Origin of the sequence: Rhodococcus sp. NJ-530, from assembly GCF_003860625.1 — a bacterium.
In the GTDB taxonomy this organism is placed as follows: domain Bacteria; phylum Actinomycetota; class Actinomycetes; order Mycobacteriales; family Mycobacteriaceae; genus Rhodococcus_F; species Rhodococcus_F qingshengii.
Window position 1 is genome coordinate 5,411,335 of record NZ_CP034152.1, and the last position, 16,400, is coordinate 5,427,734.

At 61.5% G+C, this 16,400-nt stretch carries 18 protein-coding genes; 6 read left to right on the forward strand and 12 right to left on the reverse strand.

What is annotated here, in order from left to right; genetic code table 11:
- The first annotated feature begins 9 nt into the window (after positions 1–9).
- Positions 10–1,542 (forward strand): FAD-dependent oxidoreductase, encoded by a 1,533-nt coding sequence (locus EHW12_RS25190; protein WP_037128865.1) that lies wholly within the window; start codon positions 10–12, stop codon positions 1,540–1,542.
- 79 nt (positions 1,543–1,621) lie between these two features.
- On the opposite strand, the gene EHW12_RS25195 is transcribed toward EHW12_RS25190, so the two are convergent.
- The 7 genes from EHW12_RS25195 to hsaA all read right to left on the reverse strand — a co-directional run bounded on the left by EHW12_RS25195 (position 1,622) and on the right by hsaA (position 7,561).
- On the reverse strand, positions 1,622–2,173 hold the full coding sequence (locus EHW12_RS25195; protein ID WP_125052006.1) for a pyridoxamine 5'-phosphate oxidase family protein: 552 nt from the start codon (positions 2,171–2,173) through the stop codon (positions 1,622–1,624).
- A 30-nt stretch (positions 2,174–2,203) separates the two neighbouring features.
- On the reverse strand, positions 2,204–3,220 hold the full coding sequence (locus EHW12_RS25200; protein WP_050656598.1) for a TIGR03617 family F420-dependent LLM class oxidoreductase: 1,017 nt from the start codon (positions 3,218–3,220) through the stop codon (positions 2,204–2,206).
- Between the two features lies 1 nt (position 3,221).
- Entirely contained in the window at positions 3,222–4,103 is an 882-nt protein-coding gene (locus EHW12_RS25205) for an SMP-30/gluconolactonase/LRE family protein (RefSeq protein ID WP_030536983.1), read from the reverse strand.
- A gap of 81 nt (positions 4,104–4,184) precedes the next feature.
- Positions 4,185–4,646 carry an SRPBCC domain-containing protein gene (locus tag EHW12_RS25210; protein ID WP_125052008.1) on the reverse strand — a complete coding sequence of 154 codons (462 nt, stop codon included), beginning with the start codon at positions 4,644–4,646 and terminating at the stop codon, positions 4,185–4,187.
- Positions 4,639–4,998, reverse strand: a complete 360-nt coding sequence (locus EHW12_RS25215) for a metalloregulator ArsR/SmtB family transcription factor (protein WP_003940373.1) — start codon at positions 4,996–4,998, stop codon at positions 4,639–4,641. The genes EHW12_RS25210 and EHW12_RS25215 overlap by 8 nt, the downstream gene beginning before the upstream one ends.
- Before the next feature lie 140 nt (positions 4,999–5,138).
- Positions 5,139–6,356: a glutamine synthetase family protein gene (locus EHW12_RS25220; protein WP_241199041.1), complete on the reverse strand. Its 1,218-nt coding sequence runs from the start codon at positions 6,354–6,356 to the stop codon at positions 5,139–5,141.
- A 38-nt stretch (positions 6,357–6,394) separates the two neighbouring features.
- Positions 6,395–7,561, reverse strand: coding sequence for a 3-hydroxy-9,10-secoandrosta-1,3,5(10)-triene-9,17-dione monooxygenase oxygenase subunit (gene hsaA, locus EHW12_RS25225; RefSeq protein WP_042448427.1), 1,167 nt, complete (start codon positions 7,559–7,561; stop codon positions 6,395–6,397).
- A 237-nt stretch (positions 7,562–7,798) separates the two neighbouring features.
- Here hsaA and EHW12_RS25230 point away from each other — a divergent pair, with 237 nt between their 5' ends.
- Genes EHW12_RS25230 through EHW12_RS25245 form a run of 4 tightly spaced genes read left to right on the forward strand, consistent with a single transcriptional unit; the run spans position 7,799 to position 10,565 of the window.
- Entirely contained in the window at positions 7,799–8,962 is a 1,164-nt protein-coding gene (locus EHW12_RS25230) for a Rieske 2Fe-2S domain-containing protein (protein ID WP_003940257.1), read from the forward strand.
- Complete coding sequence (locus EHW12_RS25235) at positions 8,940–9,236, forward strand: hypothetical protein (protein ID WP_047270703.1); 297 nt, start codon at positions 8,940–8,942, stop codon at positions 9,234–9,236. Before EHW12_RS25230 ends, EHW12_RS25235 begins: the two co-directional genes overlap by 23 nt.
- A gap of 30 nt (positions 9,237–9,266) precedes the next feature.
- Positions 9,267–10,055 (forward strand): SDR family NAD(P)-dependent oxidoreductase, encoded by a 789-nt coding sequence (locus tag EHW12_RS25240; RefSeq protein ID WP_047270702.1) that lies wholly within the window; start codon positions 9,267–9,269, stop codon positions 10,053–10,055.
- A 51-nt stretch (positions 10,056–10,106) separates the two neighbouring features.
- The gene (locus EHW12_RS25245) at positions 10,107–10,565 is read left to right on the forward strand and encodes a nuclear transport factor 2 family protein (protein ID WP_125052010.1); all 459 of its coding nucleotides are present in this window, start codon (positions 10,107–10,109) and stop codon (positions 10,563–10,565) included.
- Position 10,566: 1 nt separating this feature from the next.
- Here EHW12_RS25245 and EHW12_RS25250 read toward each other — a convergent pair whose 3' ends face one another.
- Positions 10,567–11,361, reverse strand: coding sequence for an SDR family NAD(P)-dependent oxidoreductase (locus EHW12_RS25250; protein ID WP_125052012.1), 795 nt, complete (start codon positions 11,359–11,361; stop codon positions 10,567–10,569).
- A gap of 214 nt (positions 11,362–11,575) precedes the next feature.
- Between EHW12_RS25250 and EHW12_RS25255 the strand changes: the two genes are divergently transcribed.
- Positions 11,576–12,154 carry a GNAT family N-acetyltransferase gene (locus EHW12_RS25255; protein WP_125052014.1) on the forward strand — a complete coding sequence of 193 codons (579 nt, stop codon included), beginning with the start codon at positions 11,576–11,578 and terminating at the stop codon, positions 12,152–12,154.
- Here EHW12_RS25255 and EHW12_RS25260 read toward each other — a convergent pair.
- The 4 genes from EHW12_RS25260 to EHW12_RS25275 form a co-directional block, all read right to left on the reverse strand.
- Positions 12,145–12,651, reverse strand: coding sequence for a ClbS/DfsB family four-helix bundle protein (locus EHW12_RS25260; RefSeq protein WP_064443723.1), 507 nt, complete (start codon positions 12,649–12,651; stop codon positions 12,145–12,147). The two genes, EHW12_RS25255 and EHW12_RS25260, sit on opposite strands and share 10 nt — an antisense overlap.
- 175 nt (positions 12,652–12,826) lie before the next feature.
- Positions 12,827–13,672 (reverse strand): alpha/beta hydrolase, encoded by an 846-nt coding sequence (locus EHW12_RS25265; RefSeq protein WP_241199042.1) that lies wholly within the window; start codon positions 13,670–13,672, stop codon positions 12,827–12,829.
- Between the two features lie 32 nt (positions 13,673–13,704).
- Entirely contained in the window at positions 13,705–14,784 is a 1,080-nt protein-coding gene (locus EHW12_RS25270; protein WP_080961193.1) for a dipeptidase, read from the reverse strand.
- A gap of 92 nt (positions 14,785–14,876) precedes the next feature.
- The gene (locus EHW12_RS25275) at positions 14,877–16,271 is read right to left on the reverse strand and encodes a serine hydrolase domain-containing protein (protein WP_007732720.1); all 1,395 of its coding nucleotides are present in this window, start codon (positions 16,269–16,271) and stop codon (positions 14,877–14,879) included.
- Between the last annotated feature and the right edge of the window lie 129 nt (positions 16,272–16,400).

Here is a 16,400-nt window from a genome sequence, read left to right on the forward strand (position 1 = left end):
GACGCAATGATGCAGGACTGGACCACCGAGTGCGACGTGTTGGTAGTCGGCTCCGGCGGCGGCGCGCTGACCGGCGCATACACCGCGGCAGCTCGAGGATTGACGACGATCGTCCTCGAGAAAACCGATCGCTTCGGCGGAACTTCCGCGTACTCGGGCGCATCCATCTGGCTGCCGGGAACCCAAGTACAGGAACGTGCGGGACTCCCCGACTCAACGGAGAACGCACGCACCTATCTGCGCGCATTGCTCGGCGACGCCGAGTCCGAGCGCCAGGATGCCTATGTCGAGACCGCTCCCGATGTCGTCGCACTACTCGAGCAGAACCCGCACATCGAATTCGAGTTCCGTGCGTTCCCCGACTACTACAAGGCCGAAGGCCGGATGGACACGGGACGCTCCATCAACCCTCTCGATCTCGATCCCGCCGACATCGGTGACCTCGCCGGCAAGGTGCGTCCGGAACTCGACCAAGACCGCACCGGTCAGGATCATGCTCCCGGCCCGATGATCGGTGGGCGCGCACTGATCGGCCGACTGCTGGCCGCAGTCCAGAGCACCGGTAACGCAGAACTTCGTACCGAATCCATCCTCACCTCCCTGATCGTGGAAGACGGTCGGGTTGTCGGCGCCGAAGTCGAATCCGGCGGCGAAACCCAGCGAATCAAGGCGAACCGCGGTGTGCTGATGGCAGCGGGCGGCATCGAAGGCAACGCCGAGATGCGTGAGCAGGCCGGCACCCCCGGCAAAGCGATCTGGAGTATGGGTCCCTTCGGCGCCAACACCGGTGACGCGATCTCCGCCGGAATTGCTGTCGGTGGCGCAACCGCTTTGCTCGATCAGGCGTGGTTCTGCCCCGGCGTCGAGCAGCCGGACGGCAGCGCCGCATTCATGGTCGGCGTTCGCGGCGGACTCGTCGTCGACAACGCGGGCGAGCGTTACCTCAACGAGTCTCTCCCGTACGACCAGTTCGGCCGGGCCATGGATGCGCACGACGACAACGGTTCTGCAGTGCCGTCGTTCATGATCTTCGACTCGCGCGAGGGTGGCGGACTACCTGCCATCTGCATCCCGAACACGGCGCCCGCCAAGCACCTCGAGGCCGGAACCTGGGTCGCCGCCGACACTCTCGAAGAACTCGCCGCCAAGACCGGACTGCCGGCCGACGCATTGCGCAGCACTGTCGAAAAGTTCAACGATGCCGCAAAGCTGGGAGTCGACGAAGAGTTCCATCGCGGCGAAGACCCGTACGACGCATTCTTCTGCCCACCCAACGGCGGCGCGAATGCGGCACTGACGGCGATCGAGAACGGTCCGTTCTACGCGGCCCGCATCGTCCTCAGTGACCTCGGCACCAAGGGCGGATTGGTCACCGACGTCAACGGTCGAGTCCTGCGTGCCGACGGCAGCGCCATCGACGGCCTGTACGCCGCCGGCAACACGAGCGCGTCACTGAGCGGCCGCTTCTACCCCGGTCCTGGCGTTCCGCTCGGCACGGCCATGGTCTTCTCGTACCGAGCAGCCCAGGACATGGCGAAGTAACCAGCACAACGAGGACGTGGGGCAGGCAATGTCAGAATCACCTGCCCCACACTCTTTCGCACGGCGACGCGATTTTGTATCACTCCAGGTCGATACCGGGCAACCCGTCCACACTCTTCGCGTTCTTCTCGGCGCGATAGGCGATGAGCCGCTCCGGCCCCCTCTTCTCCGCTACGCGGTCGAGCACGTCACGATCGGATTGGTAGTCCATCAGCGGTACTGCGTATCCGCACGAATCCGAAATGCGCGTCAGATCGACCACGACGATCGACCGCAGCCCCGGGTGCTCAGGGAACCTACCGACAAGCTCGTTGAACGGTTCCGACCCTGCAAGCAGAACGTGTCCGTGACCGTGCAGTCGTACGATCTTCGGCGGGCCTTCAAACGCCATGAACATCAGTGTTATTCGGGAGTTCTCGCGCACGTGCGCGATGGTTTCCACACCGCTGCCGGTGAGGTCGAGGTACGCCACCCGGTTGGATGTCAGCACCACAAACGATCCGACTCCCCCTTTGGGTGAGCAATTGACCAACCCGTCAGCAGACAACGGTGCGGTGGCAACGACGAAAAGCGGTTGAGCCTGCAGCCACGTGGTGAGCTTTTCATCGATGCCTTCGTAGACGCGCCCCATGTCGAGAGTGTAGTTCGCGCCGACTGGACGTCACGGGGCAGACGCTGCGGCGGCTCGAATCTCCTCACACATCGCTGCGAAGACGCGGTCGTCGGCGGGATTCGCCGGCACCGCCAGTGCAATGCCGTCGCAGAGACTCGCGTATTTCGAACTCAGCACTTCGGGGAGTTCGGCGTAGGTGCATTGCGTGACCAGCCTGTCGAGAACATCGTCGGTGAGGACGGCAGGTAGTCGAGCCCAATCACCTGCCCGCGCCATCACTGTCAGTTCTTCCCCGACCTCGGATAATCCGAGGACCTCCAGCGCGACTCGGTACGCCGGAGTGGAGTAGAGAAAGGCAAGTTCACTGCGCACCGCTTCTCGTTGAGCAAGTATCGCGGCAGGATCTTTGCCGGTGATCATCTTCGGAACGGCAATCAGTCGCGGCTTCCTTCCGCCCGCCGTCAACGATGGAATGATCCTCTCCGCGAGCACCTTCGGATGGGAGCTGGTGGGGTGAGAAACAAAACCGTCGGCGACGGCTCCCGCCAGTGAGCACATGCGCGAGTTCACTCCCCCGGTCCAGATCTCCGGAGCCGGAACATCGAGCGGCCCCGGATTGAAGTAGGGCTGCAGCCGGTCGAAGGTGTAGTGCGTTCCGGCATGGTCGAGTTCACCGCCCTCCTGAAAAACTCGGAAGATCTCGCGTACAGCGCTGACGTAATCACGCAGTTGCGCAACAGGATCCGTCCACGGCATCGAGTACCGCCCGACGATGTTCCCACGCACCTGCGTCGCAAGCCCCAGTTGAAATCGTCCACCCGAGAAACCCGCAAGATCCCAGGCAGCCAAAGCCGTCACCATGGGACTGCGCGCAAACGCGACAACCATCGACGTCCGGACAGTGAGAGTACTGCTGTGCTCGACGGCCAGGGCCGCCACCGCAAACGGATCACGAATGGTTTCGGAGATGTGCACCGTGTCGAAACCAAGGTTCTCGATGCGTCGGACGTGCTGAGCTACCTGCCGCAGCGGAGTGTCGGCAGGTAGCGAGGTCACCAATTCCATATCAGCTCAAAGGCTCCAGGCGAATCGACAGCAGCTTTCCTTCGGTAGCCACCTTGCGAGCGTGTTCGTTGAAATCCGGGGCGGCACAAACGAACAGGGTACGACCGTCGGAACCGCCGAGTCCGCAAGCGAAGACACCGCTGTCGAAGGCAATTTCGTCGACTATCTCCCCGCTGGCGCCCACATGAAGAACACGGCTTCCGAGGGCATCGGCCACCCACATCGAATCGTCTCCGTCGATACAACACCCGTCCGCCGCAACGACGATCTGAGCGAGGGTGGTCTCCATCTCGGGTCCACCAGGCACCGGCCCGAACGACGCCCAGTCGCGGCGTTCACCCAGAGAGCCGTCGGCCTGGACGGCAAACGCACTGATTCGATTTCCCAGCGTTTCGTCCACGAGCAGATCTCCGGTCGACGTCAGAGCCATTCCGTTGGGGAAGTGGAGATCTCGCGCGACGACGTGCACCGATCCGTCCGGGTCGACGCGGAGGAGATCTGCCGTCTCGACGGGGGCCAGGTTCATCAGATCGAACCCGAAGTTGCCCACGTACGCTCGTCCCTGTGCGTCGACCAGCATGTCGTTGACGTTGGCACTGACGTACCCGGACAAGTCTGCGTGCACCACCAACTCGCCATCGGATTCTCGCCGCAGAATCTTCTGGTCCCGCATGGAGACGACCAGTAATCTGCCGTCCGGAAGCCACCCCAGCCCGGACGGCTGCCCTGGAACCTCCGCCTCGACGCGTATGTCTGTCCCGTCCTCGCAGGCCGAAATCACCTGGTAGGTGTAGAAGTCCGATACCCAGATCCGGTTCTCGTGCCAGCGCGGGCATTCGAAGTAGGTGTATCCCTCGAGAACTACCGCAACTTCTGGTGCCATCAGGCTCTCCTGCGTCGGTGACGAATGGTCTATCAGCCCCATTCAATCACCGGCACCGCTGTCGCGGTGTCCGATTCCCGACTAGTCGCCGGCGCGAACTTCGTCCAACACGTCGAAAGCGGATTCCCATCCGTCGTACACATTCCCGTCACCCTTGAATCCCGGAATTCCTACCAGGTGGAAGGTCATCTCGGTTTTGTCACCCCGTTCTGCGAGCGTGACCGTTATCCGAGGTGCGGCATCCACCGGATCACTCGGATTTCCCCAGGTGAAGACCAGCCTCTTCGGCTCGTCGACCTCGAGATAGGTTCCGCCGGTGGGGTACTCGGCTCCGTTCTCGTCGTTGATCATCAGGTAGCGGTACGTTCCGCCAACCCGGGGGTCGATCGTGACGTACTCCCGAGGACTGCTGACACCCTTCGGATGCCACCAGCGCGCCGCCTCGTCGGGGTCGGTCCACGCCTGCCAGACAAGGTCGCGCGGCGCATCGAAGATCCGAGTGATGGTGAATTCTGCAGTGGCATCGACGTTCCGGTCACTCATTGTCCTTCTCCTTCTTCGGTCGACGTTGCTTCAGCTCACGTAGACGCTCGTCGAGGAGGTCGAAGCGTTCGTTCCAGCCTCGCCGGTGTTCGTCGACCCAGGCGCTGGCGTCGTCGAGACCCTCTGCGCGAAGGGTGCACGTGCGCCATTGCGCGGTGGCGGTTCGTTCGATGAGACCGGCTCGCTCGAGCACCTTCAGATGCTGAGAGATGGCGGGTCGACTCATTTCGAACGGCTCGGCCAACTCACCGACGGTCATCGAACCATCAGTGAGGCGAGAGAGCATTTCACGCCTCGTCGGGTCGGCCAATGCGCTGAACACTGCATCGAGTCGGCCACTTCGCTCGTCCATGTAAGCAACTCCTTAATTAAGGAATAGCTTAAACATAGGACTCGACATCTTGCGCGTCAACCCTTTCAACTCCAGGTATATCGAAGCCGCTCGACGGTTGTCGCCTCGTCCATCTGGGAGAAAGTCTCGCGCTCAACTCCCTACACCGACACCATCGCTTCGATGATCGGCTCCCCGAAGATTTCCTTCGCCACCGAGGAGGAGTTGAACTTCTGCACTGTCTCGCGCAGATCGGTGGGGACTCGGGTCACCCCGCGCTCATCACGTTCCGCCTCCGTGAGAGTCGACGGGTTCACCACAATTTCCGGCGGCAATGGCGAGGCATTGCCGATACCGATATGCGAGAGGCCAAGTATCGCAGCGGTCGCCAGATACGGGTTGGCCGATGGATCGACGATTTTCACTTCGGCGTTGGCGCCGTGTGGATTCGACGGTGACTCGGCGCAGAACCTCAGTGCCGCTTCCCGGTTCTCGAGCCCCCAACAGACGTAGGCCCCCGACCAATTGTCCGGACGCAGCCTGAGGCCGGAGAGCGGCGAGGAAGCAAAGACGGCCGTGAATTCCGTGAGGTGAGAAAGGATTCCACCCAAAGCTGATGATCCTTTGTCGGTCATCCCGTAGTCCTGACCACCACCGGAGAAGACGGGCCGCCCACCTGAGATCAACGAAAAGTGCTGGTGTGCACCGTTCCCGGCACCTCCGATCGTAGGTATCGGTGAAAACGATGCCGCCAATCCATGGGCTCTGGCAGTGCGGCTGATCAAGATCCGGGCCAGCACCACAAGATCGGCGGCCTGAACGGGAGTTGCCGGAGCGATGGAGATCTCGAATTGTTCCGGTCCGTACTCCGCATGAACTTGCTCGATATGAAGTTGTGCGCGTTCGGCATTGCGCAGAAGGTCCTTGAGGAAGTCCTCGCGGCGCAGGACTGCACCTAACCCGTACGCCGACCACGCTCCGTCACACGCATCACCGAAAAGAGTGAACTCGATCTCGTGACCCACCCGAGCTTCCAGTCCGTCGGCGGCAAGCCGCGCCACGACGGCAGTGAGTGCGGACCGAGTACACACGGCAGCCGTCGCACCGTCTTGCTCGTGCAACGTCGCCGGCGCCCACGACACGCCCCCTCCGAGATCACGGAGGTCGGAGCGGTCGATACGCAACCGGAGATCACCCACGACGGAAAAGGAATCGGTGAAGGCAATCCGATCGTCGCTACAGAAGACGTTCCAGCTCGGTGAGACTCCCGCACCGGCTTTCTCGAAGACACCGGTTCGGCCGGCCGGCATCACCTTCGCGCGCGCGACACCCGCCATGTCGACGATCGAGCCGATGGTCAGAGCCGGTACTTCCCTCATCCAAAGGCAAATACCCCACCCGGTGACGCGCCAACCCGTCAGATCAGGTTGTCCTCCACCGGCAGTCCGAACGCCGCCCGGCCGTAGAGCGCCAACGCGCGCTCGGGTTCGTTGGCAACGTGAACGCTGCCCGCATGAACGTCACGCCACGCACGCTCGATCGGGTTTCCGCGAGAGAGGGAGTTCCCGCCTGCCGTCTTGAAAAGCATGTCGATCGCTTCCACCGAGCGTTCCGTCGCACGAACCTGATCACGACGCGCACGCAGCCTCATCGAGAGTGGGAGCTCCTGACCGGCCACAGCAAGTTCGTACATCTCCCGGATATTGCGATCCATCTGCAGAATCGCAGCATCGATCTCCGACGACGCACGTGCGACGGCGACCTGAGCGAACTGATCCTCACTGAACCGTCCGCCACCCAAACTCAGACGGACGCGCTCACGCATCACGTCCAGGTACCCCTCGTAACAACCGGCGACGATGCCCACACACGGCGCGGCAACCGTCGAGGTGAAGATGCTCCCGAACGGAAGTTTGTACAGCGGGCCAGGATTGACCGCTTGGCCAGGCCCACGCAGTTGTGCGGTCTCGTAGTTGCGCTTCAATCGGTGCTCGGGAACGAAGGCCTTGTCGACCACGATCTCGTTGCTCGCGGTGCCGCGCATCCCCACGACATCCCACACGTCACGGATTTCGTAATCGGTGCGCGGCACCAACACCGTCATGAAATCGACGGGACGACCATCCATGCCGACCACCATCGCTCCCAGCAACGCCCAACTCGCGTGGTCGCAACCGGAGGAGAAACCCCACTGGCCCGACAGTTCGTAGCCTCCGTCCACCGCCGTCAGTCGACCGACCGGCGCATAGGCGGACGAAATGAGCGTCGTCTGATCCTCTCCCCACACGTCGGCCTGCGCTCGGTCGTCGAAAAGTGCAAGATGCCACGGGTGCACCCCCACCACCGACGCGACCCAACCGGTCGAGCCGCAGGCAGCCGAGATGGCCCTGACCACTTCGTAGAACTGAACCGGGTCGCTCTCGGCACCTCCGTATCTTTTCGGCGCCAGCATGGAGAAGACGCCGGCTTCGGACAGCTCCCGGATGGTCCGTTCGGAGATCTTGCGCGAATCGTCGACCTTCTGAGCGCGGGCCGCGATCTTCGGGAGCAGATCACGGACTGAACTCAGAACCTTGTTGACCATGGGAGACACTCCTCGCACCGAACCGTGAGGGAGCGGATCGGCAGATAGACATAACGGCTGCCCCGTCACGATATGTCGGTCACGCGTTCCGGTGATCGGAAGTCCCGGAGGCCGGGATCAGCCGCCGGATCCTCGCGCTCGCCGCTGGTCCCGGCCAGTGAGACGAGACCCCAGAGGCAATTCACGCTCCCCTAGCGTCGGGCGTCGACACTGCCCCTGGAAAGGACGGGACTCATCGTGACGATCACTCAGTCCGACAACGACGAGGTTCGCGAGATCCAAGCTGGAACCGCGCCTACACGCTTTGCGCGTGGATGGCACTGCATTGGACTCACGGAGTCCTTCAAGGACGGCCAGCCGCACTCCATCGAGGCGTTCGGCACCAAACTGGTCGTCTTCGCCGACAGTGAAGGCAACGTCAAGATCCTCGACGCGTACTGCCGTCACATGGGTGGCGACTTGAGCCAGGGCACCATCAAGGGCGACGCCATTGCCTGTCCGTTCCACGATTGGCGCTGGGGCGGCAACGGCAAGTGCCAGAAGATTCCGTACGCACGCCGCGTCCCCCCGCTGGCCAAGACGCGCGCCTGGCAAACCCTCGACCAGGACGGCATGCTCTTCGTCTGGCACGACCCCGAGGGCAACCCGCCGACCGACGACGTGGCTATCCCCCGCATCGAAGGCGCGCTCAGCGACGAGTGGAGCGACTGGGTCTGGTACACCACGACCGTCGACACCAACTGTCGTGAAATCGTCGACAACATCGTCGACATGGCGCACTTCTTCTACGTGCACTACTCCTTCCCGACGTACTTCAAGAACGTCTTCGAAGGCCACGCCGCAACGCAGTACATGCGCGGCGTCGCTCGCTCCGATATGCGTCCCCACGCAGCAGGCACCCCGAAGATGGTCGGCAGCAACTCGGTTGCGACATACTTCGGCCCCTCCTTCATGGTCGACGACCTGACCTACGAGTACGAGGACTACAACGTCGACTCTGTACTCATCAACTGCCACTACCCGGTCAGCGCTGACAAGTTCGTGCTCCAGTACGGCATCATCGTCAAGAAGTCCGATCGCTTCCAGGGTGAAGCCGCCGACGCGATGGCCGCGAACTTCGGTACGTTCATCGCCAAGGGCTTCGAGCAGGACGTCGAGATCTGGAAGAACAAGACTCGCATCGAGAACCCGCTCCTGTGCGAAGAAGACGGCCCGGTCTACCAGCTCCGTCGCTGGTACGAACAGTTCTACGTCGATGTCGCGGACATCGCTCCCGAGATGACCGAGCGCTTCGAATTCGAACTCGACACCGCGCGACCCGTCGCAGCCTGGCAGAAGGAAGTCGAAGACAACCTCGCTGCAAAGAAGGCAGACGAAGATGCAGCCTCTTCAGTGCGCTGAGTGCAAGGCTCAGGTCCTGGTCCAGAAGAACAGTTGGGAACACACCACCGTTCAGTGGAGTGACCAGGCCCGCGCCCAGTGCCTCGAAATCGCCGACGACCGTGAATTCGGGCAGCGAGAGGGACGACCCGGTGCCCCTCGCAAGCAGTGCGGCGCCTTGATCGCGTCCATCGTGAACGCTGCAACAGCGGGCCAACTCGAGATCCTCAACGACGAGCCGGTGCCTCAGCCGATCGTCGACGACAGCGAACCCGTACCGACTCCGTTTCACTAGTCAAGCCAACATCTTTCGAAGAAGGTAGTAATGATCGATCCTCAGTACTACGGCCCGTGGGCAGTCATCGCCGGCGGTTCAGAAGGTGTCGGCGCAGGGTTCGCCGACGAGCTCAGCAAGATCGGCATCAACCTCGTTCTCATCGCCCGCAAGCCGGGCCCGCTCGAGGAGACCGCGGCCAAGGCACGCGCCAACGGCGTCGAAGTACGCACTCTCGCATTGGATCTGCTCGTTCCGGACGCGCTCGATCAGATCAAGGCTGTCACCGACAACGTCGAGGTTGGTCTCCTCATTTTCAACGCCGGCGCCAACAGCTACGGCCACGAGTTCGTCACCGGAGATCTGACGGGATTTGCCGGAGTCATCGAGCTGAACATCAACAAGCAGCTCGAACTCTCGCACCACTTCGGCGGATTGATGAAGGATCGCGGACGCGGCGGCATCATGCTGCTCGGTTCGCTGGCCGGATTCATGGGCTCCGAGCACCAGAGCATCTACGCGGCGTCCAAGGCATTCGGGCGCATCTTCGCCGAAAGCCTGTGGCTCGAACTCCAGCCGTACGGCGTTCACGTCGTCGAGTTCATTCTCGGTGTCACTCGCACACCCGCTATGATTCGCGCGGGACTGAACTTCGACATCCCGGGCATGAACGTCGCAGAGCCCGAAGATGTTGCACGTGAAGGTCTCGAACACCTTGCCGACGGCCCGATCTGGGTGGCTGCAGGAAACTACGAAGGCGCCAAGAAGCGCAGTGGCTTCCCCCGAGACAAGATGGTCAAGGGCGCTGCCGAAGCGATGCGCAAGCTGCTCAACCGCTGACATCTGCTGTGCGCCTTTATTAACCCCCCGACGTTAAGAAAGGCGCACAGCATGAGCATCGACATCACCACTCTTCTCGACGAACGCGAGATCACCCGCTCCATCTTCGAGTTCGCCCGAGCCATGGATGCGCGAGACTGGGATGAACTCCACCGGATCATGACGCCGGACGCTACGGCAGAATTGGGCACCGGAACTCTGCGCGGACCCGCCGAGGTAGTGGCGTCCATCCGCTCGTTCCTCGACGAGTGCGGTCCCACCCAACATCTGATCGGTAACGTGCTGGTCGAGGTGGTCGGCGATCTCGCCACCAGCCGCTCCTATGTCAGCGACATGCATGTGGGCACCGGGAGCAAGGCTCACCTGAACTTCTTCACCCTCGGCGACTACCACGACTCATGGGCGCGGATCGACGGAAAGTGGCGAATGACGCACCGCACCAAGCATTCACACGCCAGTCAGGGATCCATCGAGGTTCTGGGCGCCGGCCCCAGCGGTTGGCGGAGCTGATTCAGCTCAACATCGACGAACGGCCGGTCGCGAGCGGACTCTTGCTGGTGAGTCCGCCGTCGACCACCAGGGTCTGCCCCGTCATGTAGCGAGATTCGTCCGAAGCCAGGTAGACCATGGCATGCGCGATGTCTTCGGGTTCGCCGAGGTAAGACAGGGCGTTTGCCTGCTTCATGCCGTCGATGACATCAGCGGGGATGTTGTCCACGAGAGCGGGTGTCATGATCGCGCCCGGCGCTACGGCATTGCACCGAACACCGTTTGCTCCGTACTGGACTGCGATGTACTGCGTCAGACGAATGACTGCCGCTTTGGCGGATCCGTAGGCAGACTGCAGGGAATCCCCGATCAATCCACCTACCGAGGCCGTGTTGACGATCGATCCTCCACCGGCACTGTTCATGTGCGGAATGGCAAGTCGTGAAGCGACGACAGTGCTGCGGACGTTGAGCGACATCACGCGATCCCACTCGTCCAAGTCCATCCGGAGCAGGTCGAGATCCTTGCGCGGGTTACTACCGCCCACGTGATTACACAGGACGTTGATGCCGCCGAATTCGGTGACCGCCTTTTCGATCATCGCTGCCAGAGAGTCCTCGTTCATGACATCGACGCCGAAACCCACTGCATTGCCACCCGTCTCGCGAATCGCCACCGCCGATTCCTCTGCACGCGCAGGATCGAGGTCGGCGACCAACACCTTGGCGCCCTCTGCCGCCATGAGTTGTGCTGCTGCACGCCCGATTCCACTGGCGGCGCCTGTGATCACTACATTCTTGCCTTCGAGCCTGTTCATATCTGTTCCTTTCGCGGAGAATCGCCGTACCCGGATCTCACGTGCCCGGAGTTGACAGCTCGGCGATTGCCCGATCACTACCAGTCAACGCAGGATCGACAGCCTCGTCCAACTTTCTTGAATGAACTCACAAGTACGTGACCACGACCCGCGCACCTGCTACACCGCCGAAATCGAGTGGCGACGGAAGACCTCACTGTGCTGAAGTGGCACTATGCAGAATTCTGTTCGACCGCTGTCCATCGACGACCTCGACCGTGCCGCCGAGGTTCTCGGCGAGGCGTTTGCCGACTACCCCTGGACGAACTGGTGCGTCGCCGAAGACTCCCACGTGGAACGCGTCGCGACTCTGCAACGGATCTACCTCGAACACCTGGCACTACCGTTCGGGCGTTCCTACATCGACGATTCCGGCAACGGCGTCATCGCAGTCCTGCCGCCGGACACTCCAGAGCCTGATGAAACGACCGTCGAGAAGATCGTCGAACTGCACGGAGATCGGTTCGAGCGCGTTTTTCAGGCTGACGAACAACTGTCTGCGCTTCCCGTCCCCGACAACGCGTGGTCGTTGGCAACGATCGGTACGACGCCGCGCTCACGCGGAACCGGATTGGGTTCTGCGCTACTGAAACATGCTTTGGCGGAACTGGATCGAACCGAACAGAATTGCTGGCTCGATACGTCGACCGAACGAAATCTACCGCTGTACCAACGGTTCGGTTTCACGATCGTCGGCCAGACCTCGCTCCCCGACGGACCGGACGTATGGCGGATGCATCGACTTCAGGGCTGATTGTTCGACTTCAGCACTCGCCGAATCATTTTCGACAACGACGCGTATTGGGTGATCGTGTTGACGGCGATCCACCTCGAGACCGGCCACGTCCGGGTCCACGAGAAAACCCCGACCGACAGCAGTTGATCGTCGTCAAGGGTCTCGATGTAGTTGCGCAACATCGCAACAGCAGCTCCCAAGCGGTCACGAAGCTCCTGAGCCGGAATGTCGATGCTCGCGTCGACAACCGACTGGTTCAGTGCGGGTGTTTGCGTCCACTTGTAACCCGCCGCCGGCGTCTGCGGAGCCTCGTCTCGCAGCCCGGCACCTATCCACTCTGCGACGGCCTCTGCCCACCAGACACGCACAGCGAGTACGTCGTGCACCGTCCACGCGTCGACGGCAACGGCGTCGAACGCATCGGCCTCGGCGACGCCGTCGAGTAACGCTTCGAGTTTCGAATACGCCGAGTCCAGCTCGCTCACCAGTTCTTCGCGTGACCAGGTCTGCGCCACAATGCCTCCGAACGATCAGTGGAGAAGAAAGAAGCGGGACCATCTCGACTCGATGGCCCGCCTCCAACTTTAACGTCCTCCCGGATTCAGTTCAGCTCACCCAAGAACCTTCCGAGGTTCTCGGCGATCTCCTTCGACCTGGTGTGGTGCAGGTAGTGGTCTCCGTCCAGCAAGATCACCTCTCCGTGATCGACGGAGGCTGCCTGCCCTCGTGCAGCTCTGTCCAGCCCTGAACTTCTGAATTGTTCACGGCGAACAACAGAATCGGAAGATCGGCTGGGAACGTCTTGCCGATTGCTTCAGCGAAGTTACTGGAAAGATGATCCATCTCGTTGAGATAGGTATCGCTGAAGTTGTTCTTCGCAGTCAACTGTCGCATCTCGTCCTTTGCGGCGGGATCGAGGTACTCGTCCGAGGCTTCACCACCGACGACCTTGGACAGCAATTCCGCCAAGCCCAATTGCCTTCCAACTCGGAGTGCGTCGATCGGGAATTTGGTATCCATGTTCGGCTGCCCTGGAACACTGCTGTCGATACCCACGAATGCGGTGACCTCGTCACGGTACTTCGCGGTGTAGTCCAGCGCATAGAGACCAGTGATCGAGTGCCCCATGAGGATGTATTCGTCAATTCCCAGCGACTGTACTGCCGTATGAATCTCTTCGACGATGTTCGCAGTCGTGCGGTCCTTGTCCGTTCCGTCACTGTAGCCGTAACCGAAGGGCTCGATCGTGACGACGCGGTAGTCGGGTGCGAGCTCGTTGACAAGCGGTGTGAAGTCGAGAATCGGTGCGGACGTTCCGAACCCGGGTAACAGCACTATGGTCTGATCGCCGTTGCCGCGGATCGAGTAGCTCATGTTCTTTCCGTCGACGGACACGAACTGGTTGCCCGTCTCCCCGGCCGGAACGCTCGCTTTGCTGGAGCCGACATTGAATACGAGCGCTATCGATACCAGCACAACCAGAACTACGGACACCGAAGCAACCAGCTTCAGTGCAACGGTACGAATCTTCTTCATTCTCATCCTCATCTTCTCGGGCGTCGATACGGCTAGGAAAGGCTCGACATCGAGGCCGCACTGGTCTCGTCGAGCACACGCAACATGTTGTTGCCCATCAGCTTTGCCAAGTCCTCCGCGGACCAACCGCGTTCCGCCAGACGGTCTATCAACACCGCGAAACCGGATACGTCCTGCATACCGTCCGGAAAGTCGTCGAACCCATCGTAGTCACTGCCCAAACCGATGTGGTCGATGCCCGCGACGTCTCGGGCATGCTCGACGTGGTCGGCGAGATGGTCCACTGTCATCGCCGGTCGTGGGCCGACTCGCCCGCCTTTGAACCACTCGTTGTACTCGGCAGAAAGGAACATGGGTACAAAGGCGATCATGATGACCCCGCCGTTGTCCGCGAGCAGTCGCATGACGTCGTCGGGAACATTACGGGGGTGACCGCATAGCTGAGAGCACGACGAATGGCTGAAAATCACCGGCGCCGACGACGTCTCGATGGCATCTCTCATCGTTTCCACCGAGACGTGCGACAGGTCGACGAGTACGCCGAGCCGATTCATTTCGCGCACGATCTCGCGACCGAAGTCGGTCAGCCCGCCGTGTACTCGAGTGTCCGTCGCGGAGTCCGCCCACCCGGTGTTGTCGTTGTGCGTCAGCGTCATGTACCGAAGACCAAGGCGCGCCATCATTCTCAGGACACCGAGCGAGCTGCCGATGCTGTGACCGCCCTCCGCGCCCAACAAGGACGCGACCTTGCCCTCGCTCCAGATGCGACGCACGTCGTCACCTGTACGCGCGAATTCGAAAGTATCCGGGTATCGCTCGATCATCCGGTACACGTAGTCGATCTGTTCGAGTGTGTACTGAACCGCCTCTGGCTCCGTCCGGTCACACGGGGTGTAAACCGACCAGAACTGCGCACCGACGCCGCCGCGACCGAGTTTGTCGATGTCGGTTTGGAAGATGGAATCCTTCTCGAGATTCTCCACCGAGTATGCGGCAGTTTCGCGAGCCGTCCAGGCCAGATCGTTGTGACCGTCGATGACCGGCGCAAGGCCGTAAGCATCGAGTGCCGCGGGGTGATTCACGTCCGGAAAAGGAGCGAGAGGTTTCATCATGAGTTTTCCTCGAAAAGTAGTGCGGGCAGGTCGAGGGCCCTCATCGCCTTCGACCTGCCCGAGATTTCATTCAGCGGAGAGAATCGCCGCGACTAGTCGGAAATCTTCTTGAAAAGCCTTGTCATGTACAGATATTGCTCGCCATCGATCGTGAGATGAGCCATCTCACCCGAAGCGCTCTCGTTACTGATCAAGAACCGGGAGGCGGACAGAGGTACGACCTTGGTGGGCGGAGCCGGCGGCTCGCCGTCGATCTCGACCTTGGCGAAGTTCTGCACCTGGAATCCGCCGTCCTCGCCGCGCGTGAGTTCGATTCGCACGGTTGTCGATTCATAGGTTCCGAGAATGTGCGACAGGTCGATGTCTTCCGCATTCGGCTCGGACTTCGGTTCCGGCAGAACGAGATCGAGCTCCTGGGCGATCTCCTTCTCGATGTCGTGGGCCAGGGCGCCGCCGCCACGCGAGTTGGTCACCACGGCCATGGCGAGACCGAGCTCGGGGAAGGTGTGAAAACGAGTGATCTGGCCGATTGTCGCACCACCGTGCTGCGCGGACGTCACGCCGCCCCAGTCGGACAGGATCCAGCCGAGACCCCAGGCCTGATCGACGCTCGAGACCGCGGTCAGGTCGAATTGCGGAGTGCGCATCAGGCGCGCGGATTCTTCGGACAGAATGCGTTCACCCGTCAATGCGAGTCCGTCACGCATGTGTGCAGCACCGAAGGTCAGGAGCGAGCTGACCGATCCGGTGATGATCCCGGCCGGACCGATACCGCGCGGAAGCAGCCACTGCTTGGTCGGAATCACCTTGTCCGGCGACGTCCGATCCGGGTTGGCCACGTGGCCGACGGCCGTGCGGAACAGCGGCGCGTCCTTGGCCTTGGTGATGATGTGCGTCAATCCGAGTGGCTTCCAGAGATATTCGACCAACGCCTCGTCCCACGTCATCTCACGAAGGACCTCGACGATGCGGCCGGCAACGGCAAAACCCGCGTTGCTGTAACTCAGATGCCCGCCGGGTTCGGTGACGCTGATCGCGGTCGCGAGTTCGTCGACGTACTTCTCGACGCAGTCGTCACCGTCACCGGTGTCGTTGAACAGGTCTCCGTCGATACCGCTTGTGTGCGTGAGCAACTGGCGGATCGTGATTTCCTTCGTGTTGGAAGGATCCGCGATCGTGAACTCCGGAAGCACCTCCACCACCAGGGTGTCCAGCGTCAGCTTGCCCTCGTCGACGAGCTGCATGATCAGCGTCGTCGTCCAGATCTTGCTCGCGGATCCGTACTGGAACAGGGTGTCTGCGTCGACGTCGACGCGCGTGTTCAGGCTCGTCACTCCGGTGGTGATGACACGGATGTCCGCCGCGCAGTCTTCGCCCAGCGCGATCACACCGACCTGCGCGCCCGGTACCGAATGCTTGGCTGCCAGTTCGTCGAGGCGTTCCTGCCACTTCGGGGCGACAAGTAGGTCCTTGGGCAAGTCGGTCACAGGTCGAACTCCTTCGATCATGGAAGCGAGCGGCGTAGACGGCGTTGCTGGGATCCGCTCAGGTCTCACTCGTCGGGAAGTGAGGTTGCGGAAGCAATAACCGTCCACCCATGATCTCAGTGTGCTCGC

What these genes read in the sequence shown, in the direction of transcription:
- EHW12_RS25190 (WP_037128865.1), top strand. Translation starts at nt 10, where the DNA reads ATGCAGGACTGGACCACCGAGTGCGACGTGTTGGTAGTCGGCTCCGGC.
- EHW12_RS25195 (WP_125052006.1), bottom strand. Translation starts at nt 2,173, where the DNA reads ATGGGGCGCGTCTACGAAGGCATCGATGAAAAGCTCACCACGTGGCTG.
- EHW12_RS25200 (WP_050656598.1), bottom strand. Translation starts at nt 3,220, where the DNA reads ATGGAATTGGTGACCTCGCTACCTGCCGACACTCCGCTGCGGCAGGTA.
- EHW12_RS25205 (WP_030536983.1), bottom strand. Translation starts at nt 4,103, where the DNA reads ATGGCACCAGAAGTTGCGGTAGTTCTCGAGGGATACACCTACTTCGAA.
- EHW12_RS25210 (WP_125052008.1), bottom strand. Translation starts at nt 4,646, where the DNA reads ATGAGTGACCGGAACGTCGATGCCACTGCAGAATTCACCATCACTCGG.
- EHW12_RS25215 (WP_003940373.1), bottom strand. Translation starts at nt 4,998, where the DNA reads ATGGACGAGCGAAGTGGCCGACTCGATGCAGTGTTCAGCGCATTGGCC.
- EHW12_RS25220 (WP_241199041.1), bottom strand. Translation starts at nt 6,356, where the DNA reads ATGAGGGAAGTACCGGCTCTGACCATCGGCTCGATCGTCGACATGGCG.
- hsaA (WP_042448427.1), bottom strand. Translation starts at nt 7,561, where the DNA reads ATGGTCAACAAGGTTCTGAGTTCAGTCCGTGATCTGCTCCCGAAGATC.
- EHW12_RS25235 (WP_047270703.1), top strand. Translation starts at nt 8,940, where the DNA reads ATGCAGCCTCTTCAGTGCGCTGAGTGCAAGGCTCAGGTCCTGGTCCAG.
- EHW12_RS25240 (WP_047270702.1), top strand. Translation starts at nt 9,267, where the DNA reads ATGATCGATCCTCAGTACTACGGCCCGTGGGCAGTCATCGCCGGCGGT.
- EHW12_RS25245 (WP_125052010.1), top strand. Translation starts at nt 10,107, where the DNA reads ATGAGCATCGACATCACCACTCTTCTCGACGAACGCGAGATCACCCGC.
- EHW12_RS25250 (WP_125052012.1), bottom strand. Translation starts at nt 11,361, where the DNA reads ATGAACAGGCTCGAAGGCAAGAATGTAGTGATCACAGGCGCCGCCAGT.
- EHW12_RS25255 (WP_125052014.1), top strand. Translation starts at nt 11,576, where the DNA reads ATGCAGAATTCTGTTCGACCGCTGTCCATCGACGACCTCGACCGTGCC.
- EHW12_RS25265 (WP_241199042.1), bottom strand. Translation starts at nt 13,672, where the DNA reads ATGAAGAAGATTCGTACCGTTGCACTGAAGCTGGTTGCTTCGGTGTCC.
- EHW12_RS25270 (WP_080961193.1), bottom strand. Translation starts at nt 14,784, where the DNA reads ATGATGAAACCTCTCGCTCCTTTTCCGGACGTGAATCACCCCGCGGCA.